This is a genomic window from Klebsiella sp. GFKo11 (assembly GCF_056490265.1).
The window spans coordinates 4,208,956-4,234,455 of record NZ_CM151369.1 but is presented as its reverse complement, the minus strand read 5'-3'; the positions used below and the strand labels follow the sequence as shown (position 1 = coordinate 4,234,455).

Below are 25,500 nucleotides of genomic sequence, written 5' to 3'. Positions count from 1 at the left end.
AGGGCGATGAGTACATTAGAACCTCCGTCAGGCGCGAAAAAGCCGGGCGGTTTTGCGCTGTGGCTGGCGCGCCTGCAAATGGCTCACGGGCGCAAACTGGTGATTGCGCTACCTTACGTGTGGCTGATTTTGCTGTTTCTGCTGCCGTTCCTGATTGTGTTTAAAATCAGCCTGGCGGAAATGGCGCGAGCGATCCCGCCTTATACCGATCTGCTGGAATGGGCTGACGGCCAGCTGACGCTGACGCTGAATCTTGGTAATTTCCTGCAGCTTACCGACGATCCGCTCTATTTCGAAGCGTATTTGCAGTCGCTTCAGGTGGCGGGGATCTCGACGTTTTGCTGCCTGCTGATGGGCTATCCGCTGGCGTGGGCGGTCGCGCACAGTAAACCATCGACGCGCAACATCCTGCTGCTGCTGGTTATCCTGCCATCGTGGACGTCGTTCTTGATCCGCGTCTATGCCTGGATGGGACTGCTGAAAAGCAACGGTGTGCTGAATAACTTCCTGTTGTGGCTGGGGGTTATCGATCAGCCGCTGGAGATCCTGCATACCAACCTTGCGGTCTATATCGGCATTGTATACGCCTATCTGCCGTTTATGGTGCTGCCGATTTATACCGCTCTGACGCGTATCGATTACTCACTGGTCGAGGCGTCGCTGGATCTGGGGGCACGTCCGCTGAAAACCTTCTTCCAGGTCATTGTTCCGCTGACCAAAGGCGGCATTATCGCCGGGTCGATGCTGGTGTTTATTCCGGCGGTAGGGGAGTTCGTGATTCCGGAACTGTTGGGCGGCCCGGACAGCATTATGATTGGCCGCGTGCTGTGGCAGGAATTCTTTAATAACCGTGACTGGCCGGTGGCCTCGGCGGTAGCGATTGTGATGCTGTTGCTGCTGATCGTACCGATCATGTGGTTCCACAAGCATCAGCAAAAACAGGGAGGAGAACACGGATGAGTGATTTGCCGGTAGTCCGTTCGCCGTGGCGAATTTTAATTCTGGTGCTTGGCTTTACCTTCCTGTACGCGCCGATGCTCATGCTGGTGATTTACTCGTTCAACAGCTCGAAGCTGGTGACGGTCTGGGCCGGGTGGTCGACGCGCTGGTATCGCGAGCTGTTTCATGACGATGCGATGATGAGCGCGGTGGGACTGAGCCTGACCATTGCCGCCTGCGCCGCGACGGCGGCGGTGATCCTCGGTACCATTGCCGCGGTGGTGATGGTGCGTTTTGGTCGCTTTCGCGGTTCAAACGGTTTTGCCTTTATGATTACCGCGCCGCTGGTGATGCCTGATGTGATAACCGGTTTGTCGCTGCTGCTGCTGTTTGTGGCGCTGGGGCACTCTATTGGCTGGCCGTCGGATCGCGGAATGTTGACCATCTGGCTGGCGCACGTCACTTTTTGTACCGCTTATGTGGCGGTGGTGATTTCGTCGCGTCTGCGCGAGCTGGACCACTCTATCGAAGAGGCGGCAATGGATCTGGGGGCTGCGCCGCTGAAGGTCTTTTTCGTCATTACGCTGCCGATGATTATGCCGGCAGTGGTCTCCGGCTGGCTGCTGGCGTTTACCTTGTCTCTGGACGATTTGGTAATTGCCAGCTTTGTTTCCGGGCCGGGCGCGACGACGTTGCCGATGCTGGTCTTCTCCAGCGTACGTATGGGCGTGAACCCGGAGATTAACGCCCTGGCGACCTTAATCCTCGGCGTGGTCGGAATTGTCGGTTTTATCGCCTGGTATTTGATGGCGCGCGCAGAAAAGCAGCGGGTGCGCGATATCCAGCGTGCAAGAAGGGGCTGAACCGCCTATACCCGTCATACTTCAAGTTGCTTATGTGTTGGCTACGCTCACTCACCCCAGTCTCATAGTTATCTATGCTCCTGGGGACTCCCTCCCTTGCCGCCTTTAAGCAACTCGAATTATTTAGGGTATAATATCTGCAATAGAGTTAACATCGGCGCCGCATTTGTGGCGCCGTTTTCATGGAAGACTTTACGTTGGGATTGTTTACAAAAACGCACTCGTCTCATGCTCGTCTTAACGTTCCTGCGCTGGTGCAGGTGGCGGCTTTCGCCATTATTTTGATCCGTGGTCTGGATCTGTTGATGATCCTCAATCAGCTTGGCGTCAGAGGGATCGCGGAATTTATCCATCGCAGCGTGCAGACATGGCCGTTGACGTTGGTCTTTCTCTCAAGTCTGGTGCTGGTGTTCGTTGAAATCTGGTGTGCGTTTTCGCTGGTAAAAGGGCGTAACTGGGCGCGCTGGCTGTATCTGCTGACTCAGGTTATCGTCATCGGCTATCTGTGGGCCGCATCGCTGGGTTACGGTTATCCCGAGCTATTTAGCATCGCCGGAGAATCGAAGCGCGAAATCTTCCGCTCGCTGATGATGCAAAAACTGCCGGATTTGCTGGTGCTGGTGCTGCTGTTTGTCCCGGCCCCGTGTCGACGCTTTTTCCGTTTACAGTAACGGTGATACAATCCCCGCCCCTGTTTTTTTGAAGGTCTTCTTATGCACTGCGCACTTTATGACGCGGGCCGCTGTCGCTCCTGTCAGTGGCTGGAACTACCGGTACCGCAACAGCTCGCCGATAAAATGGCCGACCTGCATAGGCTGTTGGCGGAGATTCCGGTAGCTAACTGGTGCGCACCGGTTTGTGGCCCGGAAGCCGGGTTTCGCAATAAAGCCAAAATGGTGGTCAGCGGCAGCGTTGAGCGTCCGCTCCTTGGCATGCTGCACCGCGATGGTACCCCGGAAGATCTCACCGATTGCCCGCTATATCCCGAAAGTTTTGCGCCAGTGTTTGCCGCGCTTAAACCGTTTATCGCCCGCGCCGGACTCACGCCCTATAACGTTGCCCGCAAACGCGGCGAGCTGAAGTATATTCTGCTTACCGAAAGCCAGCAGGACAGCAGCATGATGCTGCGCTTTGTCCTGCGCTCAGAGGCCAAACTTGACCAGCTGCGCGCCGCGCTGCCGGAGCTACAGGCTCAGTTGCCGCAGTTGAAAGTGATTACCGCCAACATTCAGCCGGTGCATATGGCGATTATGGAAGGGGAGCAGGAAATTTTCCTTACTGACCAGCAGGCGCTGGCGGAAAATTTCAACGGCGTGCCGCTGTGGATCCGTCCGCAAAGTTTCTTTCAGACTAACCCTGTGGTTGCCAGCCAGCTGTACGCCACCGCTCGCGACTGGGTGCGCGGGCTGCCGGTCAACCATATGTGGGATCTGTTCTGCGGAGTCGGCGGTTTTGGCCTGCACTGCGCTACGCCGCAGATGCGCTTGACCGGAATTGAAATCGCTCCAGAGGCCATCGCCTGCGCGAAGCAGTCGGCAGCGGAGCTTGGCTTGCATAACCTGCATTTTCAGGCGCTCGACTCCACGCAGTTCGCCACTGGCGAAGGGGAAGTTCCCGATCTGGTGCTGGTGAATCCGCCGCGTCGTGGTATCGGCAACGAGTTGTGTGACTATTTAAGCCGCATGGCACCCGGATTTATCATCTACTCCAGCTGTAACGCCCGGACGATGGCGAAAGATATCGCCCGCCTGACCGGCTACCGAGTTGAGCGCGTTCAGCTGTTCGATATGTTTCCCCATACCGCCCACTATGAAGTACTGACCCTGCTGGTTCGCGAAGTATAACTAAAATGTGAACTCTTCAGCAGGCGAAGATCGGGTAAGCTTGGCTAATCAGAACGTAAGAATAGCGGAGCGCTGCGGTGGCAAAAAAAATTCTGTTGGTTGAAGATGATGACGATATTGCCGCGCTGCTGCGCCTCAATCTGCAGGATGAGGGGTATCAGATTGTCCACGAGGCGGACGGGGCGCAGGCGCTACAGCGGCTGGAGAAAGAGAGCTGGGATGCGGTGATTCTCGACCTGATGCTGCCCAACGTTGATGGTCTGGAAATCTGTCGGCGCATTCGCCTGCAAACTCGTTACCTGCCGGTGATTATTATCAGCGCTCGCGCCAGCGAAACCCAGCGCGTGCAGGGGCTGGAAATGGGTGCGGATGATTACCTTGCTAAACCCTTTTCAATTCTCGAACTAACCGCCAGAGTGAAAGCGGTGTTTCGCCGCCAGGAGGCGATGGGCCAGAATCTGTTGATGGATGCCGGGCGCATCGTCAGCCATGGTCTGAGCATCGACCCCTTGTCCCGCGAAGTGAAGCTGCGCGGCGAGGCGATCGATCTCACGCCGCGAGAGTTTGACCTGCTGTACTACTTTGCCCGCCACCCGGGCGAGGTCTTTTCCCGCCTGGCGCTGCTTGACCAGGTATGGGGCTACCAGCATGACGGCTATGAGCATACGGTCAATACCCATATCAACCGCCTGCGTACCAAAATTGAGCGCGACCCGGCTGAACCTGACATCATCCTGACCGTCTGGGGAAAAGGCTATAAGTTCGCCGTGGAGCGCAAAGAGGCGCTGTCATGATCCACCGTCTCAGCCTCAGCCAGCGCCTGGCGTTGGTTTTTACCTCGCTGCTGCTGCTCTGCGCCATCGCCGTGTGCCTGATCCAGCTTTACAGCAGCGCGCAATATGGTAATGCGATGGTGCAGCGCCTCTCTGCCGGACTGGCGCAGCAAATTGCCGCCCGCGAACCGCTACTGGACTCCCAGGGGCAGGTTGACCGCCAGATGCTGAAACCACTTTTCGACCGGCTGATGACCTTTAACCCAAGCGTCGAGCTGTATCTGGTTTCACCCGACGGCGAGCTGCTGGCCGACGCTGCGCCGCCGGGTCATATCAAGCGCCAGCGTATTGGTCTGGCCCCGGTACAAACTTTTCTCTCCGGCGGCACGTGGCCGATTTATGGCGACGACCCGCGCAGTATCGACCAGCAAAAAGTGTTTAGCGTCGCGCCGCTAAGGCAGGACGGCCAGCTGCGCGGCTATCTGTATATCATTTTACAGGGTGAAACCTTTAATGAACTGGCGGCAAACGCCTGGCAGAAAACCTTGTGGAGCCTGTTATCGTGGACCCTGTTGCTGGTGGCTGCCCTTGGCCTGCTGGCGGGCGGCCTTGCCTGGTATTGGGTAACGCGCCCGGTGCGCCAGCTTACCGCGTTGGTGGCGACGGATGAAAAAGACAGCATTCGCGCGATTAAAGCGCTGGCGGCGCAAACGCCGGAAGCGAATCCGGGCAATGAAGTCGCCGTGCTATACAACCGTTTTATCGAGCTGGCCCGCCAGATTGCCGGGCAGTGGGATCGCCTGGCTGATAGCGATCGCCAGCGTCGCGAATTCGTCGCCAATATCTCTCACGACCTGCGCACGCCGCTGACCTCGTTGCTGGGCTATCTGGAAACATTGACCCTTAAGGCCGATCGACTCACGGTGGAGGAGAACAAACAGTATCTGAACATCGCGCTACGTCAGGGGAATAAAGTTCGCCATCTTTCTCAGCAGCTGTTTGAGTTGGCCCGCCTGGAGCACGGGGGGATTAAGCCGCAGCCGGAGAAGTTTGCGCTGGCTGAGCTGGTGCAGGACGTGGCGCAAAAGTTCGATTTGACGATCGCCACGCGAAAAATTGCTTTGCAGCTGGAGCTGTCGGAGGGTTTGCCGCCGGTTGTCGCGGACCTGTCGATGATCGAAAGGGTGCTGACTAATCTACTCGATAACGCCCTGCGGCACACCCCGGAAGGCGGCGTGATTCGCCTGACGGCGCATCGTTCAGGGCCGGAGTTTATCGTTGAGGTCGCGGATAGCGGGCCGGGAGTGGCTGGTGAGCTACGGGCAACGTTGTTTGAACGGCCTTCGGTACTTGAGCCGGGCGCACAAAGCGCATTGCGGGGAGGGTTAGGGTTGATGATTGTGCGCAGGATGCTACAGCTACACGGCGGCGATATACGCCTTCTGGAAGTATCGGCAGGGGCCTGTTTCCAGTTCACCCTGCCGGTTTAAGGTTCTTGGTTTGTTGACCGGCTCTGTCCAGGTCGTGTGGTTGCACATTATCATCCCGGGGGCGGCGCTTGATGCGCCTTGCCCGGGCTACAGGTTCACAGTCGCCTGCGGGCTGGGTAGCCCGGACAGGCGCACCGCGCCGCCTCCGGGAAGGATTACTCCGGGAACCACTGGTTGCTGATTTTCTGGTAGGTCCCGTCGGCTTTAATCGCCTTCAGTGCGTTATTCAGTTTTTCCAGCAGCGCTTTGTTGTCCGGGCGTACCGCAATGCCGAGGCCGGTGCCAAAGTATTGCGGGTCGGTCACTTTCGGCGTCGCTACGCCCAGCTGTGGGTTGGTTTTCAGCCACTCGTTGACCACGGCAGTATCACCAAACACGCCATCGATACGGCCATTTTTCAGGTCGATAAATGCATTCTGGTAGCTATCATAGGCCACGGTTTTCACTTCAGGATGTTTATCCTGCAGGTATTTCTGATGCGTAGTGCCATTTTCCATGCCAATGCGCTTGCCTTTCAGATCGTCGAAAGAGTGGAAGGCATCTTTCTTCGAAATAACCAGCGCGGAGTTGGCGTAGTACGGGTCAGTAAACGCCACCTGCTTGCTGCGCTCCGGTGTGATGTCCATACCGGAAATCACCGCATCATATTTCTTGAATTTGAGCGCCGGGATCAGGCTGTCAAAAGCGTGGTTGGTAAAGGTACACTCGGCCTGCATCTGTTTGCATAGCGCGTTTGCCAGGTCGATGTCGAAACCGGCGATCTGGTTGTTGGCGTCCATCGATTCAAACGGTGGGTAAGTCGCTGAAACGCCAAAGCTGATTTTTTCTGCGGCGGCGGCGCCAAAGGCGAAAGAGGTAAGCAGTGCAGCCAGAACTAACTTTTTCATCGTCAAACTCCCGTCGGTCAATCTTATGATGTTGTGCCGTATTTGCGGCTGGGTCTAACAATGCCATTTAATGAATTTATATGCAATAAAAATGGATATTTATTTTAATATGAATAAAAAAAGACGGACAAGTCATTGGGCTTGTCCGTCCTCGGTTTGCTAATTATGCATTTCGCTGGAGCGGTTAGTTGCGTCGCTCAAATGCCAATGCTTTATGTTCAACCACCCGCATCAGCAGCGTCAGCAGGCCGTTGACGATGAGATAGACAATCCCGGCAGCGCCGAACACCATCACGTCATAGGTGCGTCCATAGAGCAGCTGGCTATGGCCCATAACTTCCATCAGCGTGATGGTGTAGGCCAGAGAGGTACTCTTGAACACCAGCACCACTTCGTTGGAGTAAGAGGAGAGGGCGCGCTTAAAAGCGTACGGCAGCAGAATCGCCAGGGTATCCTTTTTGCTCATCCCCAGCGCGCCGCAGGATTGCCACTGACCGTCAGGAATAGCGCGAATAGCACCATAAAACAGCTGCGTGGTATAAGCGGCGCTATTCAGCGAAAGGGCAATCAGCGCGCAGAGCCATGGCTCGGAAATCAGGTGCCAGATTGCCGGATATTCCTGCAGCGACGGGAACTGGCCCGGGCCGTAGTAAATCAGGAAGATCTGCACCAGCAGCGGCGTGCCGGTAAATAGCGTGATGTAGCCGCGAACAATCCATACCAACACCGGCGTTTTGAGCGTCAGGACGATGGTAAAAATCAGCGACAAAATCAGCGCCACCGCGATGGATGCCGCAGTCAGCGTCAGGCTGGTGTGCAGTCCTTTCAACAGTTCGGGTAAATAATCAAGCATCAGCCTGGACTCCTTTCGAAGCGCGTCGCACGCTGGTCAATACGTTTGAGGATGTACTGACTTAACAGGGTGATGACCAGATAGATTGCCGCCGCGATGATGTACCAGTTAAACGGCTCCTGAGTACGGGTGGCGATACTTTTGGTTTGCAGCATCAGGTCGTTGACGCTGATCAGGCTCACCAGCGCGGTATCCTTCAGCAGCACCAGCCACTGGTTACCGAGACCCGGCAGCGCGTGCCGCCACATCTGCGGCATCACCAGACGGAAGAAAATGGCGGATTTGGATAACCCCAGCGCCTGACCGGATTCCCACTGTCCCTGAGGGACTGCTTTTAGCGCCCCGCGCAGGGTCTGCGACGCATAAGCGGCGTAGAGCAGAGAGAGGGCAATGGCCCCGCAGAGGAACGGGCTGACGTCGAAGTTTTCAATTTCCATCTGCACAGGGATCTGCGCAAAGCCGAGATTGATCGTAAAGCCGTCAGAAAGAATGAGCAGCAGCTGCGAGGAGCCAAAATAGATAAACAGAACCACCAGAATTTCTGGTAGTCCGCGCAAAAGGGTGACAATGCCGGTTGCGAGCCAGGCGACGGGACGCAGCTTCACCGACTCGAGGACGGCAAACAGCATCGCCAGCACCAGACCGATGATCAGGGCGCAAACGGCAAGGCCGACGGTCATCCCGGCGGCGCTTGCTAATGGAAAAAATTCGTTCATTCAGCGTTACTTCTGGAACCATTTGTTATAGATAGACTGGTAAGTCCCATCGCTCTTCACTTTTTCCAGCGCAGCGTTGAATTTCTGCTGCAGCTCGGTATTGCCCTGGCGCAGCGCAATGCCGAGACCGGTGCCGAAGTAGTCTTTGTCGGTGACTTTGTCGCCCACTGCTCCCAGCTTCGGATTGCTCTTCAGCCATTCGGTGACGACAGCGGTATCGCCGAAGACGGCGTCAATGCGACCGTTTTGCAGATCCAGCTTCGCGTTCTGGTAGCTGTCGTAAGGGACGGTGGTGATTTCCGGGTGCTTATCGGTGATGAATTTCTGGTGAGTAGTGCCGTTCTGGACGCCGACTTTTTTGCCTTTAAGCTGATCGATACTGGTGAATTTACCCTGCTGACCGACGAACAGCGCTGAGTTCTCGTAATATGGCGTGGTGAACAACACCTGTTTTTCACGCTCAGGGGTGATGTCCATCCCGGCCATTACCGCATCGAAACGGCGGAACTTGAGGCTTGGGATCAGGCTGTCGAAAGCCTGGTTGGTAAAGGTGCAGGTGGCATCAATCTCTTTACACAGCGCGTTGGCCAAATCGACATCGAATCCGACGATTTTGTTATTAGCATCAATCGCTTCAAACGGAGGATAGGAAGCCTCGGTGGCGAAACGAATGGTCTGGGCTGCGGTGGCGGAGAGGCTCATGCCCGCAAGAAGAGCGGCAATCAGTACTTTTTTCATCGTCATTTCCCCGAAAACATCAATGTGAAAGATAGTTTTTAAACGCGTCGGTTTGCGGATGCGTAAAGCAGTCAGCATCCCCTTGTTCGACGATATAGCCATTTTCCATGTACACCACGCGGCTCGCGGTTTTACGCGCCACTTCCACCTCGTGGGTGACGATAACCTGCGTGATGCCGGTTTCAGCCAGTTCGCGAATAATGCTGACGATCTGAGCGGTGATTTCTGGATCGAGCGCCGCCGTTGGTTCATCAAACAGCAGAATCTGCGGTTCCATCATCAGCGCGCGGGCTATGGCGACACGCTGCTGCTGGCCGCCGGAAAGATGCAGTGGATAGCGATCGCTGTAGGGTTTCAGGCGCAGACGTTCGAGCAGCTTTTCGGCGCGGGCCAAAGCCTGATCCTTGCTTAAGCCGAGTACACGGCAGGGGGCTTCAATCAGGTTTTGCTGCACGGTCAGATGCGGCCACAGATTGTACTGTTGGAAAACCATACCGACGTTCTGGCGCAGCTCACGAATGGCTTTGTCAGAAGGCGCTTTGGTAAAGTCGAAATGATTCCCGGCAATGTGCAGGGTACCGGAACGCGGCATCTCCAGCAGATTGAGTACGCGAAGCAGCGAGCTTTTACCGGCACCACTAGGGCCGAGCAGCACCAGCGTTTCCCCCTGCGGGCAATCCAGCGTGATGTCGAACAGCGCCTGGTGTGCGCCGTAGAAGCAGTTAATGCCGTTTAGTTTAATACTCATCTGGGCAGTCTGATACAAATAGCAATTGAGGCCGCAAATAGTACCTTTGGCAGAATAGTTATGCAATATTTATGCGTTAAAAGTTAAATGTAAACCACGTTTACATTTAAAGGTAGCACAAAATATGGCTTCGTGAAGGCGAGGGGAGTAAATGTCGGTATTACTGGAAGGAATACCGACATTTTACCGGGGTTATTAATCTGGCAGAGTCAGTTCAACGCCCAACTCAGCGTTTTTCGAGACTCTGACGCAGGCTACCTGCTGGCGCGTGGGAGTTATTGCCGAGGTAACGGACGTCGTCAACGGCCCAGCACTGGCCTTCCTGAATCATCAGTACTTCGTCTTTCCAGCTTTGCGTCCCCTGTTTCAGCTCAACGCGCAGCGGAATATTACGTGCATCGCGATTAGGGATCGTGGAGGCGCTGGCGACATCGGCGCTGTCGGCAGGCGTTGTGCTGCTGGAGAACAGGTTAGACTGCAGCAGGGAATTGTTTGACGGGTCCTGACGCGCGTCGTTCAGCAATTTTGCCAGATCGTCGCTCAGATACGGACGCAGCGCCGTCAGATCGCTGTTGCGATTCTGCACCTGGTAATCATAAAACTTCTGCGCCACGTCATCCGGACCGCCTTCGACGCAAGGGCCGCTGCGGGTGCCGTTATCTTTGTAGGCAGGCGTGACGGTGGTACAGGCGCTGAGCGCCAGCGCGCAGGGGAGGACTAATGCAAGAACTTTGTAGCGCATGATGATTTCCTTATAAGCTCACTACGTTAGAATATCTTTTCAAGCATAGTGTATCAGATAGGGATTGTGCTTGACCCTTAGAGCTAACGCATTGAACGCTAAAGAAGGAGTTTCATCATGCAATTCTCAACTACCCCGACCCTGGAAGGTCAGCCCATTATTGAATACTGCGGCGTCGTCACGGGGGAAGCGATTCTCGGTGCCAACGTATTCCGCGATTTTTTCGCCAGCATTCGCGATATCGTCGGCGGTCGTTCTGGTGCCTATGAGAAAGAGTTGCGTAAGGCGCGGGAAATCGCTTTCGAAGAGATGAGCGAGCAGGCGAAATCACTGGGTGCGGATGCGATAGTCGGTATCGATATTGATTACGAAACCGTCGGTAAAGACAGCAGCATGCTGATGGTGAGCGTCAGCGGCACCGCGGTGAAGACCCGGCGATGAGAATTTGCCGGGCTGGCGTCCTGCTCGCGCTGCTGTTGGCGGGCTGCGCCTCGGAAAAAGGGATTATCGATCGCGACGGCTATCAGCTGGATACGCGCCACCCGGCGCAGGCGGCTTATCCGCGCATCAAGGTGCTGGTGATTCACTACACCGCCGATGATTTTGACGTTTCGCTGGCGACGCTAACGGATAATCAGGTGAGTTCCCACTACCTGATCCCAGAGAAACCGCCGCGGCATAACGGCAAGCCGCGGATCTGGCAACTGGTGCCGGAAGAAGATCTGGCCTGGCATGCGGGCATTAGTTTCTGGCGTGGGAGTACGCGCATTAACGATACTTCGATTGGTATTGAGCTGGAGAATCGCGGCTGGCAAAAAACGGCAGGGGTAAAAAGCTTCACGCCGTTTAATCCGGCGCAGATTGACGCCCTGATCCCGTTGGCGAAAGATATTATCGCCCGCTACCACATTGCGCCGCAGAACGTTGTTGCCCATGCAGACATTGCCCCGCAGCGTAAAGACGATCCGGGGCCGCTTTTCCCGTGGCACAGGCTGGCGGAGCAGGGGATAGGCGCATGGCCGGATGCGCAGCGGGTGGCGTTTTATCTGCAAGGCCGCCCGTCATACGAACCAGTGGATACGGCAGAGCTGCTGGACGTGCTGTCGCGCTACGGCTATCAGGTGACGCCGGAAATGACCCCAGCGCAGCAGAAGCGGGTGATTATGGCATTCCAGATGCACTTCCGCCCCGCGCGCTGGGATGGCGTTGCCGATGCCCAAACGCTGGCGATTGCTGAAGCGCTGCTGGAAAAGTACGGGCGGGGTTAGAGGTGCAGTTTACCGTGGTCTTTTAGCCATGCGGCGGTACGGATGATGCCTCCATCCATTGTCACCACCGGCTGGTAGCCTAGCTCCTGCTGGGCGCGGGTGATGTCGAGAGTGAAATCAAAGTTCAGCTTAGAGACGCCGTAGTGGGTGAATGCGGGCTCTTTAGCTGACTTATTGCCAAAGTGCTCCATGCTGCGGGCGATGATATCCAGCATTGGATAAGGGACCGAACGGATGCGGCACTTAATCCCCAGCTCATTAATAAGCTTCTGCACAATGCTGTGCAGGGTTTGCGGTTCGCCGTTGGTGATGTTGTAGGCGCGAGCCGAAGGCAGACGGTCGCACTGCGGTTGGCTGGCGAGCCACATCGCGTGCACTGCGTTTTCATAATAGGTCATGTCCACCAGCGCGCTGCCGCCGCGCGGCAACAGAACGCTGCCGTAGTGCTGCATCATCTGCGCCAGGCGCGGTATAAACACCTTATCATGCGGGCCAAACAGGCTCTGCGGGCGCAAAATCGTAAAACGGGTATTCGGGTTAGCCTGGGCCAGCAAATTGATCACCTCTTCGCTTGCCGCTTTACTGCGGGCAAACTCGTTGGCGAACCGGTTTGGGCGAAAATCTTCCTGAATATCGCGATGATGGTGATAATCAAAATAGAGCGATGGCGAAGAGATATGTACGAAGTTGCGCACACCCCAGGCGACCGCCCATTCACCGAGGCGACGGGTGGCGCGAACGTTGGCTAAATCGAAGGCCTGCTGGGTGCCCCACGGCGAGGTAAAGCTGGAGCAGTGCCACAGGGTATCGATACCGGCGAGCATCACTTTGGCCTGCGAGGAGACCAGCTCGGTTAAGTCTGCGGGAACGAACTCGGCGCCCATTTTGCACAGAAGCTTGCCCATCGCTTCGTTACGTCCGGTCGCTCTGACGCTGATGCCCTTGTTACGCAGATATTCCACCGCGTTGCGGCCTAATCCGCTGGTCGCACCGGTAACCAGTACCTTCATATCGATCCACTGTCCCACAAAAGAATTTCGTGCGCATTTTTCCGTGATTCTGACTGCGATGCAATGGGAATCATGAAAGAATTCGCTACATATATACCCGTCATACTTCAAGTTGCATGTGTGTTGGCCGCGTTCGTTCACCCCAGTCACTTACCAGTGTAAGCTCCTGGGGATTCGCTCACTTGCCGCCTTCCTGCAACTCGAATTATTTAGGGTATAGCCGATTGCGAGCAAAGAATTGCCGGGGGCGGGCCTACGCGATCCGCGTATGACATCAAGCCCGTAGCCAGCCAGGGCAACCGGCCCGCAGACAGTTGTGAACCGTAGGCCGTGCAAGGCGCTAGCCGCCGCCCGGCAAAAATGCGGGCACGTTAGTTAAAACGGGCTTGTCATCAACCCGGGGTGTCGGTGATTTGCTCCGCCAGCCGGGCGATGCGCCGCGCCATGCCGCGAAAAATAAACAGATGCGCTGGGATCATCAGCAGCCAATAGAACAGGCCTGGCATACCGTGCGGATGCCACCAGGCGCGAACGTCCAGCTCGCGATGATCGCCTTTATCGCGCAGGGTAAAACTCAGGCGACCAAGGCCGGGGGCTTTCATGCCAAATAACAGCGTGAGCTGCTTTTCCGGCTCGACGATAATCACTTTCCAGCTGTCCACCGCGTCGCCGGTCTGCAGATATTCTTTTTCCGGGCGGCCTTTTGCCAGCCGATGGCCGACTAGTAAATCCATCGCGCCGCGAGTTTTCCACAGGACGTTACCGAAGAAGTAGCCCTCTTTGCCGCCAATTTGGTTGACCACCTTCCACAGCGCGTCCAGGCTGGCAGGCGTGTTAACGGTACAGCCCGCCTGTTTCGGGAAGTAACCGTACTCCGGCCGCCAGCGGGCGAAGGCCTGCGCATCGTAGCCCCAGTCGCTGGAGTTCACCAGTTGCTCCTCTTCTTTCAGCGTGCGGCGCACTGCCTCATCGAAGGAGATGAGCGGTTGGGGAATGAGCGCCCGCAGAGAGTGGTCGTCGGCGATCAGATCATGCTTCAGACCCTGGATCAGCGCTTTGGCGATGGTGGGCGGCACCGAAGTAATGACGTTGAGAAACCACACCGAAATCCAGCTGGTCGGGAAGGGGATGGGGATCAGCAGACGGTGCTTGCCGCTAACCGCCATAAAACGGGTGAACTGCTGCTGATAGCTTAAAACCTCCGGCCCGGCGGCTTCAAAAACACGATGCTCGTGGGCGGGATGATTAAGCAACTGCACCAGATAGTAGAGCAAATTTTCCAGCGCAATCGGGGTTGTGCGCGAGCGCACCCAGCGCGGCGGCGTCAGTACCGGCAGGTTGTAAACCATATCGCGCATCACTTCGAAGGCGGCGGAACCCGCCCCGACGATAATGCCCGCCCTGACTTCAGTCACCGGAACGCTCGATTCGCGTAGCAGGTCGGCGGTGACCTGGCGGGCGCGCAGATGGTCGGATTGCTCTTGTTCCGCAACCTGAAGCGAACTCAGGAAAATCACTTCGCGGACCGGGACCTGGCGTAGGGCGTTGCGCACGTTCAGCGCAACCTGACGCTCATGACGGATAAAGTCGCCACCTTCACCCATTCCGTGAACCAGGTAGTAGACGGTATCGGCCTGCGCCAGCAGAGCGGGGAGCGCGTCTGGTTGGTTTAAATCGAGCTGATGACACTCGACGCCGGGGAGGTTCTGTTTTTTGAGCCTGTCGATATGGCGTGCCGCCGCCAGCACCGGAAAACCTTGCTCGCTGAGCCTTTTAACCAAATGCTGGCCGATATAACCGCTGGCGCCAAGCACCAGAATTCGTTGCGACACGCCGGACTCCTTAACGATTCAGAAACGCCTGCCAGTGGTTCACCACCTCGGCAAGCTGCTGACGATTCACGTCAATATGCGTCACCAGACGCACGGCCGTTGAGGCGTTGATCAACACGCCGTGCTCGCGCAAATATTCACCCAGCGCGGCATGCTCTTCGCCGACGCGGATAAACAGCATGTTGGTATCATGGCGCATAACGTCAGCGCCGATAGCGCGCAGCTGCTCCGCCATCCATGCGGCGTTGTCGTGATCTTCTTTTAAACGCTCGACGTTATTCTGCAAGGCATACAGACCCGCCGCCGCCAGAATCCCCGCCTGGCGCATCCCGCCGCCGACCATTTTTCGCCAGCGGATAGCGCGGTGAATGTACTCCTGGCTCCCCACCAGCAGCGAGCCTATCGGCGCACCGAGGCCTTTTGACAGGCAGATAGTGAATGAATCGCAGTACTGCGTGATATCGCGCAGCTCGCAGCCGTAATCCACTACGGCGTTGAAAATACGCGCACCGTCAACGTGCAGCCCCAGGCCGCGTTCACGGGTGAATTCCCATGCTTCTTTAAGATATTCACGCGGCAGCACTTTGCCATTATGGGTGTTTTCAAGGGTGAGCAGGCGAGTGGGGGCGAAATGGATATCGTCCGGCTTAATCTTCGCGGCGACTTTATCCAGCGGCAGGGAGCCATCTGCAGCGGCGTCGATTGGTTGCGGTTGGATGCTGCCGAGCACCGCTGCGCCGCCGGCTTCGTAGAGATAGTTATGTGCGCCCTGGCCGACGATATACTCTTCGCCGCGCTGGCAGTGGCTGAGTAAGCCCACGAGGTTGGCCTGGGTGCCGGTCGGCAGGAAGATAGCCGCTTCTTTGCCCGCCAGTTCTGCGGCGTAGCGCTGAAGTTCATTTACCGTCGGGTCATCGCCATAAACGTCGTCCCCGACCGGGGCGGCCATCATCGCTTCCAGCATGGTGCGGCCCGGGCGGGTGACGGTATCACTTCGTAAATCAATCATATAAATTCCTTCTCGAGAGTTGTCTTCAATTTGTACCGGAAGTTCCAGGCTTACGCCACTCTGGAGAAGGAAAAGTCTGTTTAATCGATATTCTCCCCCAGCCCGGCATTAATCAACGCCTGCAAATTGACCATTTCCGCCGCTTTTCCGGCGGGCAGGCGCAGGATTATCTCATCCCCGCGGCTGACGCCGAGGCCGAGGAGCTTCATTAAACTGCCCGCATTGACGAAGCGCTCCGGATGCCGCGTATGGGCAATCTCCACCGGGAAATCCAGTGCCTTAACGGTTTTGACTAACTGCGCCGCAGGGCGGGCATGCAGGCCGCCAGGGTTGCGAATGCGAATATGTGCTTGTAGATAATTCACGATATCACTCCTCGGTCAGGCGCATTTTTGTGCCAGTCGCTGTAAATTCTCCAGGCTGATGGCCAGGCTATCGAGCGGGTTGCCAGGGCAGATATCCTGTTCAACGGCGTAATATTCAACGCCGTAACGCTCACCCCATTGCAGGATGGGCAGGAAATCAATACTTCCACGGCCAATTTCGGCTAACGACTCCGGGTAGCCGAGTGCCGGGTCGGCATAGATATCCTTCAGATGCAGGATGGGGATGCGGTATGGATATTTTTCGATACAGCTAAGCGGATCGAACCCGGCATATTTGACCCAGTAGGTGTCAATCTCCGGATACAGACAGCGATTATTTTCCGGCGCCATCAGATAGTCGTGGGCGACGAGCCCATCCACCTGCGACTGAAACTCAAACTCGTGATTGTGGTATCCAACGCGCCAGCCGAGCTTCGCGAGCTTATCGGCGACGCCCAGCAGCTGTGATTTAATCTCCCTGTAGCCCGATTCATTTTGTCGCTCCGGTTCGAGATAATGACAAAACATGGTCTTTGTGCCGAACAGCAACCCTTCGTAAACGACCGCATCCAGGTCATTGACCATTCTCTGCGGGCTGATATGCATTCCCGCGACCTTCAGATTGGTTTCGCGCAAGGCATCTTTGACTTCCTCCGCGCTGTGCCCGCGCAGGCCATCTATTTGCACCGCTTTCCAGCCCATTTTTTTAACTTCACGTAATGTCCCGGCGAAGTCCTCAGTGAGCGCGTGACGCAAGGTATAGAGCTGTACGGCAAATTTTCCGTTGTTCATGCTTTGTCTCCTGTTTCCAGCCAGTTAAGTTCCTCTGCCGTTAGCGTTAACGCCGCCGCGCGCAGGCAATCCGCTAATTCAGCGGGGGTTTCAGGGCCGATGATTGCCGCGCAGGGGAAGGGGCGGGCCAGTACCCAGGCGAGGGCGATATTGATGGCGTTGACGTTTTTATGCTGTGCCAGCTGTTGAGCGCGGCTCAACCGTTGCCAGTTGTCATCAAAGCAAAAAGCGTCGACCATCTCCTGCTCCTCAGGGAGCCGATCCGGCCCGTAAAGCCCGGAGAAAAACCCGCCGGCTTGCGATGACCAGGCAATCAGCGGGAGCTGCGTTTGCTGATGCCACTGCTGCATCTGCGGGTCGGCGCTAACACATCCTGGCCAGCGGGGGACCCGGCTTTGCGCAAGGCTTAACTGCGGACTGTTAAAGCTCAATGGCGTAAGTCCGTGGCGCGCAATAAAATTCTGCGCCTCGGTGATCCTCGCCTGAGACCAGTTTGACACGCCAATAGCGCGGATCCTGCCCTTAAGGACATGTTCATGCAGGCAGGACATTAACGATGAAACGTCGACGCCGGGATCGTCCCGATGCAGGGCATACAGGTCGATATAGTCCGTTTGCAGTTGTTCAAGACTGGTGAAGATGTCTTCATCGATAGCGGGTGGATAAATGCGTGAGCGATCGGGCTCCTCGCGCGTGGGGTGACCGCCTTTTGTGGCTATCCGCACCTGCTCGCGTAGGCCGCGTTGTGCAATCCAGTCGCCTAATACCGTCTCGCTGGCGCGGTAGTGGCGTGCGACATCAAACGTGTTACCGCCAGCGGCGAAGAAGGCGTCCAGCAGGGCAAAGGCTTCCTCCCGGCGATCCTTACATAAGCAGTTCGCCGAGCCCAGCACCAGTTGGCTACAGGAGAAGGTGAACGGTTTGCCATCGCGCCAGCCGCGCAGCGCTATCTGTTTCATCGTATCGCCTCCTGAGTGATGTTGGCGCGAGGAATAACCCTGTCCGTCCAGAAGGTTGTTTGCGGTAAATCACGCAGCAGGCTGGCGGGGAAATGTGGGCCAACCGGCGTGTTGATAAACCGTTCAGCAATGTCAGTTTTGTGATCACCGGTGATCATCAGCAAAATCTGTCGCGCCGTGCGCAGTTGCTGAATGCCCAGAGTGATGCCCTGCGTGACCGGCTGCGGACGGTTGAAATATTTCGGGGCGATGGTGCGGGTGACCTCATCCAGCGGTTCGATATGGCTGTTTTGCTCGCCATTGACGCCCGGTTCGTTGAAACCGATATGACCATTCATGCCCACCCCGAGCACAACCAGATCCAGGCCACCATGGGCGGCGATGACCGCGTCGATTCTTCGGCATTCATTTTGCAAATCCGCCGCTTGACCGTCAAAGAACACAATCTGTTCGTTCCTTAACACCAGAGGCTGAAATAACTCATCGCTCAGCGTTTGCAGGCAGCTGCCGACGTCCTCGCGGCCAAGGCCGATCCACTCATCAAGGCTGACAAAGCGGCAGCGGCTAAAATCCGCCAGGCCAGCCTGCTGTGCGGCGACGCAGGCGCGAAACACGGGCAGCGTGGTTTCTCCCCCCGCCAGACATAACAGGCTATCGGGCCGCTCCTGTAGCTGTGCCGCAATGCGTAAGCTGATGGCTTGCGCCAGTTGAACCGCCGTGTCTTGGTGATAAATATGCATTCTCAGGTCCTTATTTCTCAATCAAAAATCCAGGTCCAGGCTGTCGAAGGCTGCCTGACGGCTATCCTGCTGCTGCGTTTTCTGCAGCAGGCTGCGTTCGTAAAGCCGAAAGAAGGGGTAGTAGACGAGGGTAGCGATGCCGAGGATAGCAAATCCCAGAATAACCGCGCGCCAGTCCATGGTTGAGAGGTACTGCGCCAGCGGAATGGGCGTTGCGCCGACGTTGGTGACCGGCGGGCGAACCCAACCCCAATGGAAGATGTACCAGCTCATGACGCCAATCGTCGGCGTACCCAGCACAAAGGGGATAAAGAACCACGGGTTCCAGGCGACGGGCAGGCCGAAAACCACGGGTTCGGAGATAGTAAAAATAGCCGGGACCACGGCGGCTTTACCGACGGCGCGTAGCTCCTGCGAACGGCTGCGCAACGATAAAATGACCAATGCGCCAGTGATGCCTGAGCCGGAAAAACCGAGGAAATAATCCCAGAAATTCGGCGCAAACACGTGTGGGATCGGCGCGCCCGCGGCGAATGCAGCCGCATTTTCCGCCAGGTACTGGGTCATAAAGGGCAGAACCACGCCGACAATAATGGCGTAGCCGTTCAGGCCGATAAACCAGAAAATCATCTCCAGAAACGAGATCAGAAAGACGGCCTGCGGGGTATCGATGCTGTTGAAGGCCGGGGCCAGCAGGCTCATCAGCACCTGCGGCAGGATCAACCCTCCGGACAGATTAGCGACCACCCCATGCACTACGGTGGCGGCGATCAGCGAAACCAGCAGTGGGATAATCGATTCAAATGTTTGTGCGATACCTGCGGGCAGGCCGTTGATGCGAATGGTGATGCGCTTGCGAATAAATAGCGCCATTAGCTCAACGGTGCCGAGTGAGGCGATCAGCGCGACGAATAGTCCTCGTGAATCGAGGTAATCCGTCACCATTTTGCCATCGACGATGCTCACGTTCAGCATCAGGGTCGCCATCATCGAACCGGTGATCGCGGGCAGAATCGGGACCTGCATTTGCTGGGCGTGATGCCAGGCTACCGAGGCGGCACAATAAATAGACAGCAGGCCAAAGGTAAACTGAAAAGGGAGGCTAATCAGGTCGTTGTAATGGTTGAACCACAGGCGGACGGCACTATCCTGAGGGAACATGCCGCCAATTCCCATCAGCATCAGCGAGATGGAGCCGACCATTAATACCGCCATCAGCGCGATCATGCCATTTTTGATGGAGGAGATATGCCGCTGGCGTTCTATCCGGGCCGCTATCGGCGTTAACCAGTGCTCCAGCCAGGTGATAAAGGTGTTTGCCCGGCTCATGCGTTTATCTCCTGACCCAGGCGCAGCAGAATGGCGGTTTTCAGAATATTGCCGCCGTTTACAGTGCCGTAATCCCGGACGTCGATAACCCCAATCGGCCGCTGGTGTTCACGGCAAATCGCTTCCAGTTCCGCCAGGCGGTGTTTGATTTGCGGCCCCAGCAGCACGACGTCAAACTCGCTGATTTTCTCGACCAGTAATCCGGCCGGATGGGCCTCAATATTGATCTTAATGGCGCGTAACTTTTCGCTATCGGCGGCGATCGCGCGCATTTTACTCACCATGACGCCGGTAGACGCGCCCAGGTTACAAACCAGCAGAATATTAAGATGCGTTAACGTTGAAAGATTCATCGCGGGCTCCGTTTAGGTGCTGATAGATTTCGATAAATTCCTGGAAAAGGGTGTGTGCCAGCAGGGCATTCATGAGCGAATCCTGTGCGTGGGCGAGTAGAGTGGAATAGCTTGCGCAGGCACCTTCGCTTTCGGCGACCAGTAAACGCGTATGCGAATTGTGGCCTTCATTCAGGCTTGCGTTGGCCTCCTGCATCAAGCGGGTGGCTTCAGAAAACTGCTGTGCCTTGCTGCACGCCAGCGCCTGATGCATTTTGCTAAGCGCATCACCGGCGCAGGCAATAATCTGGAAACTGATCTCTTCGGTATCAATGATCGAGGTATTCACGGTGCCTCCTGTATTGCGGTATTTGTTCAAACATTCAAACATCCGAATGTTTGAACAAGATAGAGAATCGGGTATACTGGCGTCCATAGGATTGATCACATTTTCATCAAAAAGTGGGTGTTAATTCAGCATGCGATGAGTGTGGATCTCTGGCATAACGAAATTCGATAATTAAGACGTGTGGGCGGGAGAGGAACGTGGACGAACTGGAAAGTGCTAACCCATTGTATGTTCAAATAGCTCTGGATCTGAAAGGACGGATAGAACGCGGGGAGTTTAGAGTGGGCGACATGCTGCCCAGCGAAGGTGAGCTGGTGGGGCAGTATAGCGGTGGGCGGGCGACGCTGCGGGCGGCCGTAGAGATGCTGGCGGAAAGAGGGTATGTGGTAAAAAAACAGGGGGTCGGGACGCGCGTCACCTGTCCGCCGATTGAAGCCCGACGCCATCAGCCGCTGAGCTTTTCGGAGAATATGGCCCAGCATAGCCTGAAAGCCAGTACCTCTATCCTCACGTTTACGCAGCAGCTGGCGAATGCCGAACAGCAACGAAAGCTGCATCTTTCGGCCAGTGATTTTGTGATATTTATGGTGCGTCTGCGCTTTACGAATAGTCTTCCTGCGCTCTATGAAGAGACCTGCCTGCCGTTGGCGCTGTTTCCAGATTTACAGCGTGAGGAAGTGGAAACCACGGGGCTGTATAACGTGCTGGGCGAACGATTTTACTTGCTGAGCATCGCGGCGCAGGAGAGCTATTTCCCCTGCTTACCGGAGGCGGATATGGCGAAGAAGCTGGATATCCCTTCCGGCCAGCCCTGCATGCGCGTTGAGCGTCTGGCATCCCGGCGCAAAGATAACGTTCCGTTTGAATTTACGCGAGGATGGGCCAATAGCGAGCGCTACCCGCTGACGTTTCGTTTCGTCAGTGGATAAACGCCCGCAACCTCGAGTTAACGCAGCCAGTTGGTTTTCGCCAGATCGAGTACTTCGTCGCCGCGTCCGCTGATAATCGCCCGAAGCATATACAGGCTGAAACCTTTGGCCTGCTCCAGCTTGATTTGCGGCGGGATCGCCAGCTCTTCTTTGGCGACGACCACATCCACCAGCACCGGGCCGTCGGTGCTGAAGGCGGTTTGCAGCGCTTCGTCAACGTCCGCCGCGTTTTCTACGCGAATGCCTTTGATACCGCAGGCTTCGGCGATGCGGGCAAAGTTGGTGTCGTGTAGCTCGGTACCGTCGGTGAGATAGCCTCCGGCTTTCATCTCCATGGCCACGAAGCCGAGAATGCTGTTATTGAAGATGATAATTTTCACCGGCAGCTTCATCTGCGCCAGCGAGAGAAAATCCCCCATCAGCATACTAAAGCCGCCGTCGCCGCACATCGCGACCACCTGACGTTCCGGAGCCGTGGCTTTCGCACCGATGGCCTGCGGCATGGCGTTGGCCATTGATCCATGGTTGAACGATCCCAGCAGGCGGCGTTTTCCGTTCATCTTCAGATAGCGCGCGGCCCAGACGGTTGGCGTACCGACATCGCAGGTAAAAATGGCGTCGTCGTCGGCAAAGTGGCTAATCTGTTGCGCCAGGTACTGCGGGTGGATGGTTTTCTCGCTGGGTTTCGCCAGATCATCAAGCCCTTTACGTGCATCGCGATAGTGTTCCAGCGCCTTATCGAGGAACTTGCGGTCGGTTTTCTCTTCCAGATGCGGTAGTAGCGACCTGAGGGTGGATTTAATATCGCCGACCAGCGCCATATCGACTTTGCTATGCGCGCCAATGCTGCCCGGATTGATATCGATCTGAATGATTTTGGCGTCCGTCGGATAGAAGGCGCGGTAGGGGAACTGGGTGCCGAGCAGCACCAGAGTATCGGCGTTCATCATGGTGTGGAAACCGGAGGAGAAGCCGATCAGCCCGGTCATGCCGACATCGTAGGGGTTGTCGTATTCCACATGCTCTTTCCCGCGCAGGGCGTGGACGATGGGGGCTTTTAGCTTCGCGGCGAACTCCACCAGCTCTTTATGCGCGCCGGCGCAGCCGCTGCCGCACATCAGGGCGATATTGCTTGAGTAGCGCAGCAACTGGGCCAGTTTTTTGAGCTCTTCTTCCTGCGGGATCACTTCTGGCAGCGGCGCGTGATACCAGTGGCTACTGGCGCTTTCCGGCGCGGCTTTTAGCGCCACGTCGCCAGGCAGCACCACGACCGATACGCCGCGGTTAATTACCGCCTTGCGCATGGCGATAGCCAGCACCTGCGGGATTTGCTCCGGGGAGGAGACCAGCTCACAGTAGTGGCTGCATTCGCGGAATAACTCCTGTGGGTGGGTTTCCTGGAAATAACCGCTGCCGATTTCGCTGGATGGAATATGGGCGGCGATAGCCAGCACCGGTACGTGATTGCGATGGCAGTCGAAAAGACCGTTAATCAGGTGCAGGTTGCCCGGCCCGCAGGAACCGGCGCACACCGCCAGCTCGCCGGTCAGCTGCGCTTCCGCTCCGGCGGCGAAGGCGGCAACTTCTTCATGGCGCGTGGGCATCCAGTCAATGGTTCCCATCCGGTTCAGGCTGTCGCTTAAACCATTGAGAGAATCTCCGGTAACGCCCCAAATACGCTTAACGCCAGCCTGTTCAAGAGTTTTAGCAATATATGCCGCCACGGTCTGTTTCATGGTTCTCCATCTCCTTTTTGTGATAACGCTTACAAGCTTAGATGAATTTGGCCGTTACGCCCGCTGCTGCCCCTCAATTTCAGCTGGTTTCATTAGGCGAAAATTCCGATAATGTGTGTACACATAAAGTGGTAAACAGGAATCATTTCAAATGGTTAAATCGCTGTTAAATTCAGTTAATAAAATGCTATCCCATGACGACTTCGGCAAACTCTTGTTACGACTTGCCGTCGGCGGGCTAATGCTGTTTCACGGGTTGCATAAGTTATTTGATGGCGTAGGGGGAATCAGCAATATGCTGGTGGCAAAAGGATTGCCGGGTTTTATCGCTTATGGCGTATTAGTGGGCGAGGTGGTTGCACCTTGTCTGTTGATTCTGGGAATTCTGACGCGTCCGGCGGCGCTGGTGCTGGCGTTTACAATGGTCGTCGCCTGGCTGATGGTCGGGACGGGCAAAACCTTCGCGCTGGACGCGGTAGGGGCTTGGGCCATTGAGAGTCTGGTCTATTTCTTTATCGGCGCGCTGGCGGTGGCGTTTCTGGGCGCGGGGCGTTACGCCGTGGCAGGAAATTCGGCCTGGCGGTAGGTTCGATCGAGTCTTTTCCATCACCCTGGCTGCGTCTCGTATGCCAGGGTTTTTATTTATGCTCCCTCAGACCCTCTTTTTGAACGGTTTTATAAGTTATTGATTTTTAATTCTTGTTTGAGGGTGTTTAGAAAAAGGGTGAAAAGGGGTTTTTATTGATTATTGTTTTATTAAACAATAAGGTAGAAGAGTCTGGTTGGAGTTCACTGCCGTATAGGCAGCTTAGAAGCGGATTACCCCGAAGCAGCAGAAACAGACGTCGTTCACTGCCGTATAGGCAGCTTAGAAGGTAGAATTTGGCCCTAAAAGCTGAAGATCACCGTTCACTGCCGTATAGGCAGCTTAGAAGGCGTATCGCGGCGGGTGGCGTGGCTAAAGCGCGTTCACTGCCGTATAGGCAGCTTAGAAGAAACTTCGCAATTTTTGTTTCTCCGGTTTCTTGTTCACTGCCGTACAGGCAGCATTAGCCAATGCAATGACAAACCATTGTGCTCGCATCTTTGCCGGATGGCGGCTAGCGCCTTATCCGGCCTACAAAAACAAGCAATATCAAAATATTATGCATTACCTGTAGGCCCGCGCAAGCGAAGCGCCGCCGGGCAATTTCAAAAGGGCGCACAGGTGTTAGTCGTTTAGAAGGGAAAATGCTACCCGACGGTTCGCCGGGTAGCGTGGGCACTATCGTTAACGTGAATAATCAAGCCAGGACTAAATCGCCCTGCGGGTGACAGGAGCAGGCCAGCACATAGCCATCGGCAACTTCCGCATCGGTCAGCGTCATGGTGCTGCTGACCGTATACTCGCCGGAAACCACTTTCGTTTTGCAGCAGCCGCAAACGCCCGCGCGACAGGCAACGGTCACCGGAACCTTATTACTCTCCAGTGCATCCAGCAGCGTGGTACCAACCGGCGCGTAGAACTCTTTCGCTGGCTGAAGCTTGGTGAACTTCAGGCCGCTGGTGGCGACTTCGGCTACTGGCGTAAAGAACTGTTCTTTAAAGAAGCGCGTCACGCCAAGCGCTTTCACTTCTTTTTCGACCAGGTCCATATACGGTGCCGGGCCGCAGGTCATTACGGTACGTGAGGTTAAATCCGGCACGCTTTGCAGTAGCTCAGTGGTTAGTCGACCGGGAACAAAGCCGTGGGTTGCGTTGTTTTCCGCCACCAGAGTGACCGGATACTGACGCCATTCGTCGGCAAAAATCACATCCTGCGGCGAACGCACGTTGAAGATCACCTGCACATCGGCCTGTGGGCGGTACTTCGCCAACCAGCGGCGCATTGACATAATCGGCGTTACGCCGCAGCCGGCAGCCAGCATCAGGAACTTGTCTTCTGCTTTATCCTCACAGGTGAATTCACCCATCGCATCAGACAGCCAGATATAGTCGCCGCGCTTCACGTCTCGGGTTAGCCACTGCGAACCGGCACCCTCGTCAATCCGGCGAACGGTCAGCGTAATGTACTCGCTAACGCCCGGCGTTGAAGAGAGGGTGTAAGCACGCAGGGTTTCCGCCGAGTTACGCACGCTGACCAGCGCATACTGTCCGGCACGATACGGGTAGTAATCGTGGCACAGTAACGAAATTGTCCAGACGTCCGGCGTCTCCTGGTGAACGTGATGGACCTGCATCCGCCATGGGCACTGATTGGTTGGCAAAGTCATGCTAA

The 25,500-nt window shown here is 56.1% G+C and carries 28 protein-coding genes; 10 read left to right on the top strand and 18 right to left on the bottom strand.

The features are described from left to right. The first annotated feature begins 6 nt into the window (after positions 1 to 6). The 6 genes from potH to AC07P6_RS20530 all read left to right on the top strand — a co-directional run bounded on the left by potH (position 7) and on the right by AC07P6_RS20530 (position 5,909). Positions 7 to 960, top strand: a complete 954-nt coding sequence (gene potH, locus AC07P6_RS20555; protein ID WP_181482880.1) for a putrescine ABC transporter permease PotH — start codon at positions 7 to 9, stop codon at positions 958 to 960. Next, the gene (potI, locus tag AC07P6_RS20550; protein WP_181482879.1) at positions 957 to 1,802 is read left to right on the top strand and encodes a putrescine ABC transporter permease PotI; all 846 of its coding nucleotides are present in this window, start codon (positions 957 to 959) and stop codon (positions 1,800 to 1,802) included. The genes potH and potI overlap by 4 nt, the downstream gene beginning before the upstream one ends. Before the next feature lie 182 nt (positions 1,803 to 1,984). Continuing rightward, positions 1,985 to 2,473: a YbjO family protein gene (locus AC07P6_RS20545; protein WP_110275267.1), complete on the top strand. Its 489-nt coding sequence runs from the start codon at positions 1,985 to 1,987 to the stop codon at positions 2,471 to 2,473. Between the two features lie 42 nt (positions 2,474 to 2,515). Next, positions 2,516 to 3,646 carry a 23S rRNA (uracil(747)-C(5))-methyltransferase RlmC gene (gene rlmC, locus AC07P6_RS20540; RefSeq protein ID WP_434659567.1) on the top strand — a complete coding sequence of 377 codons (1,131 nt, stop codon included), beginning with the start codon at positions 2,516 to 2,518 and terminating at the stop codon, positions 3,644 to 3,646. Between the two features lie 77 nt (positions 3,647 to 3,723). Then, positions 3,724 to 4,440: a response regulator transcription factor gene (locus AC07P6_RS20535; protein ID WP_434659565.1), complete on the top strand. Its 717-nt coding sequence runs from the start codon at positions 3,724 to 3,726 to the stop codon at positions 4,438 to 4,440. Beyond that, positions 4,437 to 5,909: a sensor histidine kinase gene (locus AC07P6_RS20530; RefSeq protein WP_478314433.1), complete on the top strand. Its 1,473-nt coding sequence runs from the start codon at positions 4,437 to 4,439 to the stop codon at positions 5,907 to 5,909. Before AC07P6_RS20535 ends, AC07P6_RS20530 begins: the two co-directional genes overlap by 4 nt. 155 nt (positions 5,910 to 6,064) lie before the next feature. On the opposite strand, the gene artJ is transcribed toward AC07P6_RS20530, so the two are convergent. From artJ to AC07P6_RS20500, 6 genes are all read right to left on the bottom strand, one after another. Next, a complete protein-coding gene (gene artJ, locus AC07P6_RS20525) occupies positions 6,065 to 6,796 on the bottom strand; it encodes an arginine ABC transporter substrate-binding protein ArtJ (RefSeq protein WP_182237541.1) in 732 nt (243 codons plus the stop codon). 184 nt (positions 6,797 to 6,980) lie between these two features. Continuing rightward, complete coding sequence (gene artM / locus AC07P6_RS20520; RefSeq protein ID WP_110275257.1) at positions 6,981 to 7,649, bottom strand: arginine ABC transporter permease ArtM; 669 nt, start codon at positions 7,647 to 7,649, stop codon at positions 6,981 to 6,983. Beyond that, positions 7,649 to 8,365: an arginine ABC transporter permease ArtQ gene (gene artQ / locus AC07P6_RS20515; protein ID WP_182237543.1), complete on the bottom strand. Its 717-nt coding sequence runs from the start codon at positions 8,363 to 8,365 to the stop codon at positions 7,649 to 7,651. Before artQ ends, artM begins: the two co-directional genes overlap by 1 nt. Positions 8,366 to 8,371: 6 nt before the next feature. Then, positions 8,372 to 9,103, bottom strand: a complete 732-nt coding sequence (gene artI / locus AC07P6_RS20510) for an arginine ABC transporter substrate-binding protein ArtI (protein ID WP_110275253.1) — start codon at positions 9,101 to 9,103, stop codon at positions 8,372 to 8,374. A gap of 19 nt (positions 9,104 to 9,122) precedes the next feature. Beyond that, positions 9,123 to 9,851, bottom strand: coding sequence for an arginine ABC transporter ATP-binding protein ArtP (gene artP, locus AC07P6_RS20505; protein ID WP_112214677.1), 729 nt, complete (start codon positions 9,849 to 9,851; stop codon positions 9,123 to 9,125). Positions 9,852 to 10,077: 226 nt separating this feature from the next. Continuing rightward, positions 10,078 to 10,593 carry a lipoprotein gene (locus AC07P6_RS20500; protein ID WP_304257526.1) on the bottom strand — a complete coding sequence of 172 codons (516 nt, stop codon included), beginning with the start codon at positions 10,591 to 10,593 and terminating at the stop codon, positions 10,078 to 10,080. Positions 10,594 to 10,710: 117 nt separating this feature from the next. On the opposite strand from AC07P6_RS20500, the gene AC07P6_RS20495 reads away from it, so the two are divergent. Continuing rightward, on the top strand, positions 10,711 to 11,034 hold the full coding sequence (locus tag AC07P6_RS20495) for a heavy metal-binding domain-containing protein (RefSeq protein ID WP_110275247.1): 324 nt from the start codon (positions 10,711 to 10,713) through the stop codon (positions 11,032 to 11,034). Further along, positions 11,031 to 11,861, top strand: coding sequence for an N-acetylmuramoyl-L-alanine amidase (locus tag AC07P6_RS20490; protein WP_434659558.1), 831 nt, complete (start codon positions 11,031 to 11,033; stop codon positions 11,859 to 11,861). The genes AC07P6_RS20495 and AC07P6_RS20490 overlap by 4 nt, the downstream gene beginning before the upstream one ends. On the opposite strand, the gene AC07P6_RS20485 is transcribed toward AC07P6_RS20490, so the two are convergent. The 10 genes from AC07P6_RS20485 to AC07P6_RS20440 all read right to left on the bottom strand — a co-directional run bounded on the left by AC07P6_RS20485 (position 11,858) and on the right by AC07P6_RS20440 (position 20,578). Continuing rightward, positions 11,858 to 12,871, bottom strand: coding sequence for an NAD-dependent epimerase/dehydratase family protein (locus AC07P6_RS20485; RefSeq protein ID WP_304257531.1), 1,014 nt, complete (start codon positions 12,869 to 12,871; stop codon positions 11,858 to 11,860). The genes AC07P6_RS20490 and AC07P6_RS20485 overlap by 4 nt on opposite strands. A gap of 392 nt (positions 12,872 to 13,263) precedes the next feature. After that, positions 13,264 to 14,703: an SDR family oxidoreductase gene (locus AC07P6_RS20480; RefSeq protein WP_434659556.1), complete on the bottom strand. Its 1,440-nt coding sequence runs from the start codon at positions 14,701 to 14,703 to the stop codon at positions 13,264 to 13,266. Positions 14,704 to 14,713: 10 nt separating this feature from the next. Continuing rightward, the gene (gene ltaE, locus AC07P6_RS20475; protein ID WP_478314430.1) at positions 14,714 to 15,712 is read right to left on the bottom strand and encodes a low-specificity L-threonine aldolase; all 999 of its coding nucleotides are present in this window, start codon (positions 15,710 to 15,712) and stop codon (positions 14,714 to 14,716) included. Positions 15,713 to 15,792: 80 nt separating this feature from the next. Then, the gene (locus AC07P6_RS20470; protein ID WP_434659552.1) at positions 15,793 to 16,077 is read right to left on the bottom strand and encodes an HPr family phosphocarrier protein; all 285 of its coding nucleotides are present in this window, start codon (positions 16,075 to 16,077) and stop codon (positions 15,793 to 15,795) included. A gap of 15 nt (positions 16,078 to 16,092) precedes the next feature. Continuing rightward, a complete protein-coding gene (locus tag AC07P6_RS20465; protein WP_434659550.1) occupies positions 16,093 to 16,869 on the bottom strand; it encodes a sugar phosphate isomerase/epimerase family protein in 777 nt (258 codons plus the stop codon). Continuing rightward, positions 16,866 to 17,828, bottom strand: coding sequence for an aldo/keto reductase (locus AC07P6_RS20460; RefSeq protein WP_478314428.1), 963 nt, complete (start codon positions 17,826 to 17,828; stop codon positions 16,866 to 16,868). The genes AC07P6_RS20465 and AC07P6_RS20460 overlap by 4 nt, the downstream gene beginning before the upstream one ends. Then, the gene (locus AC07P6_RS20455; RefSeq protein WP_478314426.1) at positions 17,825 to 18,568 is read right to left on the bottom strand and encodes a glucosamine-6-phosphate deaminase; all 744 of its coding nucleotides are present in this window, start codon (positions 18,566 to 18,568) and stop codon (positions 17,825 to 17,827) included. The genes AC07P6_RS20460 and AC07P6_RS20455 overlap by 4 nt, the downstream gene beginning before the upstream one ends. A gap of 21 nt (positions 18,569 to 18,589) precedes the next feature. Further along, positions 18,590 to 19,897: a PTS sugar transporter subunit IIC gene (locus AC07P6_RS20450; RefSeq protein ID WP_434659544.1), complete on the bottom strand. Its 1,308-nt coding sequence runs from the start codon at positions 19,895 to 19,897 to the stop codon at positions 18,590 to 18,592. After that, on the bottom strand, positions 19,894 to 20,250 hold the full coding sequence (locus AC07P6_RS20445; RefSeq protein WP_182237557.1) for a PTS sugar transporter subunit IIB: 357 nt from the start codon (positions 20,248 to 20,250) through the stop codon (positions 19,894 to 19,896). The genes AC07P6_RS20450 and AC07P6_RS20445 overlap by 4 nt, the downstream gene beginning before the upstream one ends. Then, a complete protein-coding gene (locus AC07P6_RS20440; protein WP_434659542.1) occupies positions 20,222 to 20,578 on the bottom strand; it encodes a PTS lactose/cellobiose transporter subunit IIA in 357 nt (118 codons plus the stop codon). Before AC07P6_RS20440 ends, AC07P6_RS20445 begins: the two co-directional genes overlap by 29 nt. Before the next feature lie 197 nt (positions 20,579 to 20,775). On the opposite strand from AC07P6_RS20440, the gene AC07P6_RS20435 reads away from it, so the two are divergent. After that, the gene (locus tag AC07P6_RS20435; RefSeq protein ID WP_304257556.1) at positions 20,776 to 21,507 is read left to right on the top strand and encodes a GntR family transcriptional regulator; all 732 of its coding nucleotides are present in this window, start codon (positions 20,776 to 20,778) and stop codon (positions 21,505 to 21,507) included. 17 nt (positions 21,508 to 21,524) lie between these two features. On the opposite strand, the gene poxB is transcribed toward AC07P6_RS20435, so the two are convergent. After that, positions 21,525 to 23,243 carry a ubiquinone-dependent pyruvate dehydrogenase gene (poxB, locus tag AC07P6_RS20430; RefSeq protein ID WP_434659539.1) on the bottom strand — a complete coding sequence of 573 codons (1,719 nt, stop codon included), beginning with the start codon at positions 23,241 to 23,243 and terminating at the stop codon, positions 21,525 to 21,527. Positions 23,244 to 23,394: 151 nt separating this feature from the next. Between poxB and AC07P6_RS20425 the strand changes: the two genes are divergently transcribed. Next, on the top strand, positions 23,395 to 23,829 hold the full coding sequence (locus AC07P6_RS20425; protein WP_182237561.1) for a DoxX family protein: 435 nt from the start codon (positions 23,395 to 23,397) through the stop codon (positions 23,827 to 23,829). Positions 23,830 to 24,526: 697 nt separating this feature from the next. Here AC07P6_RS20425 and hcr read toward each other — a convergent pair. Beyond that, positions 24,527 to 25,495, bottom strand: a complete 969-nt coding sequence (gene hcr, locus AC07P6_RS20420; RefSeq protein ID WP_478314422.1) for an NADH oxidoreductase — start codon at positions 25,493 to 25,495, stop codon at positions 24,527 to 24,529. Positions 25,496 to 25,500: the final 5 nt, after the last annotated feature.

Bases quoted from the DNA above. Each gene is read 5' to 3' on its own strand.
- poxB (WP_434659539.1), bottom strand. From the start codon at position 23,243: ATGAAACAGACCGTGGCGGCATATATTGCTAAAACTCTTGAACAGGCT.
- ltaE (WP_478314430.1), bottom strand. From the start codon at position 15,712: ATGATTGATTTACGAAGTGATACCGTCACCCGCCCGGGCCGCACCATG.
- AC07P6_RS20450 (WP_434659544.1), bottom strand. From the start codon at position 19,897: ATGAGCCGGGCAAACACCTTTATCACCTGGCTGGAGCACTGGTTAACG.
- AC07P6_RS20445 (WP_182237557.1), bottom strand. From the start codon at position 20,250: ATGAATCTTTCAACGTTAACGCATCTTAATATTCTGCTGGTTTGTAAC.
- AC07P6_RS20455 (WP_478314426.1), bottom strand. From the start codon at position 18,568: ATGCATATTTATCACCAAGACACGGCGGTTCAACTGGCGCAAGCCATC.
- AC07P6_RS20530 (WP_478314433.1), top strand. From the start codon at position 4,437: ATGATCCACCGTCTCAGCCTCAGCCAGCGCCTGGCGTTGGTTTTTACC.
- AC07P6_RS20465 (WP_434659550.1), bottom strand. From the start codon at position 16,869: ATGAACAACGGAAAATTTGCCGTACAGCTCTATACCTTGCGTCACGCG.
- artQ (WP_182237543.1), bottom strand. From the start codon at position 8,365: ATGAACGAATTTTTTCCATTAGCAAGCGCCGCCGGGATGACCGTCGGC.
- AC07P6_RS20485 (WP_304257531.1), bottom strand. From the start codon at position 12,871: ATGAAGGTACTGGTTACCGGTGCGACCAGCGGATTAGGCCGCAACGCG.
- AC07P6_RS20545 (WP_110275267.1), top strand. From the start codon at position 1,985: ATGGAAGACTTTACGTTGGGATTGTTTACAAAAACGCACTCGTCTCAT.
- artM (WP_110275257.1), bottom strand. From the start codon at position 7,649: ATGCTTGATTATTTACCCGAACTGTTGAAAGGACTGCACACCAGCCTG.
- AC07P6_RS20425 (WP_182237561.1), top strand. From the start codon at position 23,395: ATGGTTAAATCGCTGTTAAATTCAGTTAATAAAATGCTATCCCATGAC.
- artJ (WP_182237541.1), bottom strand. From the start codon at position 6,796: ATGAAAAAGTTAGTTCTGGCTGCACTGCTTACCTCTTTCGCCTTTGGC.
- potH (WP_181482880.1), top strand. From the start codon at position 7: ATGAGTACATTAGAACCTCCGTCAGGCGCGAAAAAGCCGGGCGGTTTT.
- AC07P6_RS20500 (WP_304257526.1), bottom strand. From the start codon at position 10,593: ATGCGCTACAAAGTTCTTGCATTAGTCCTCCCCTGCGCGCTGGCGCTC.
- AC07P6_RS20460 (WP_478314428.1), bottom strand. From the start codon at position 17,828: ATGAAACAGATAGCGCTGCGCGGCTGGCGCGATGGCAAACCGTTCACC.
- rlmC (WP_434659567.1), top strand. From the start codon at position 2,516: ATGCACTGCGCACTTTATGACGCGGGCCGCTGTCGCTCCTGTCAGTGG.
- artI (WP_110275253.1), bottom strand. From the start codon at position 9,103: ATGAAAAAAGTACTGATTGCCGCTCTTCTTGCGGGCATGAGCCTCTCC.
- potI (WP_181482879.1), top strand. From the start codon at position 957: ATGAGTGATTTGCCGGTAGTCCGTTCGCCGTGGCGAATTTTAATTCTG.
- artP (WP_112214677.1), bottom strand. From the start codon at position 9,851: ATGAGTATTAAACTAAACGGCATTAACTGCTTCTACGGCGCACACCAG.
- AC07P6_RS20490 (WP_434659558.1), top strand. From the start codon at position 11,031: ATGAGAATTTGCCGGGCTGGCGTCCTGCTCGCGCTGCTGTTGGCGGGC.
- hcr (WP_478314422.1), bottom strand. From the start codon at position 25,495: ATGACTTTGCCAACCAATCAGTGCCCATGGCGGATGCAGGTCCATCAC.
- AC07P6_RS20495 (WP_110275247.1), top strand. From the start codon at position 10,711: ATGCAATTCTCAACTACCCCGACCCTGGAAGGTCAGCCCATTATTGAA.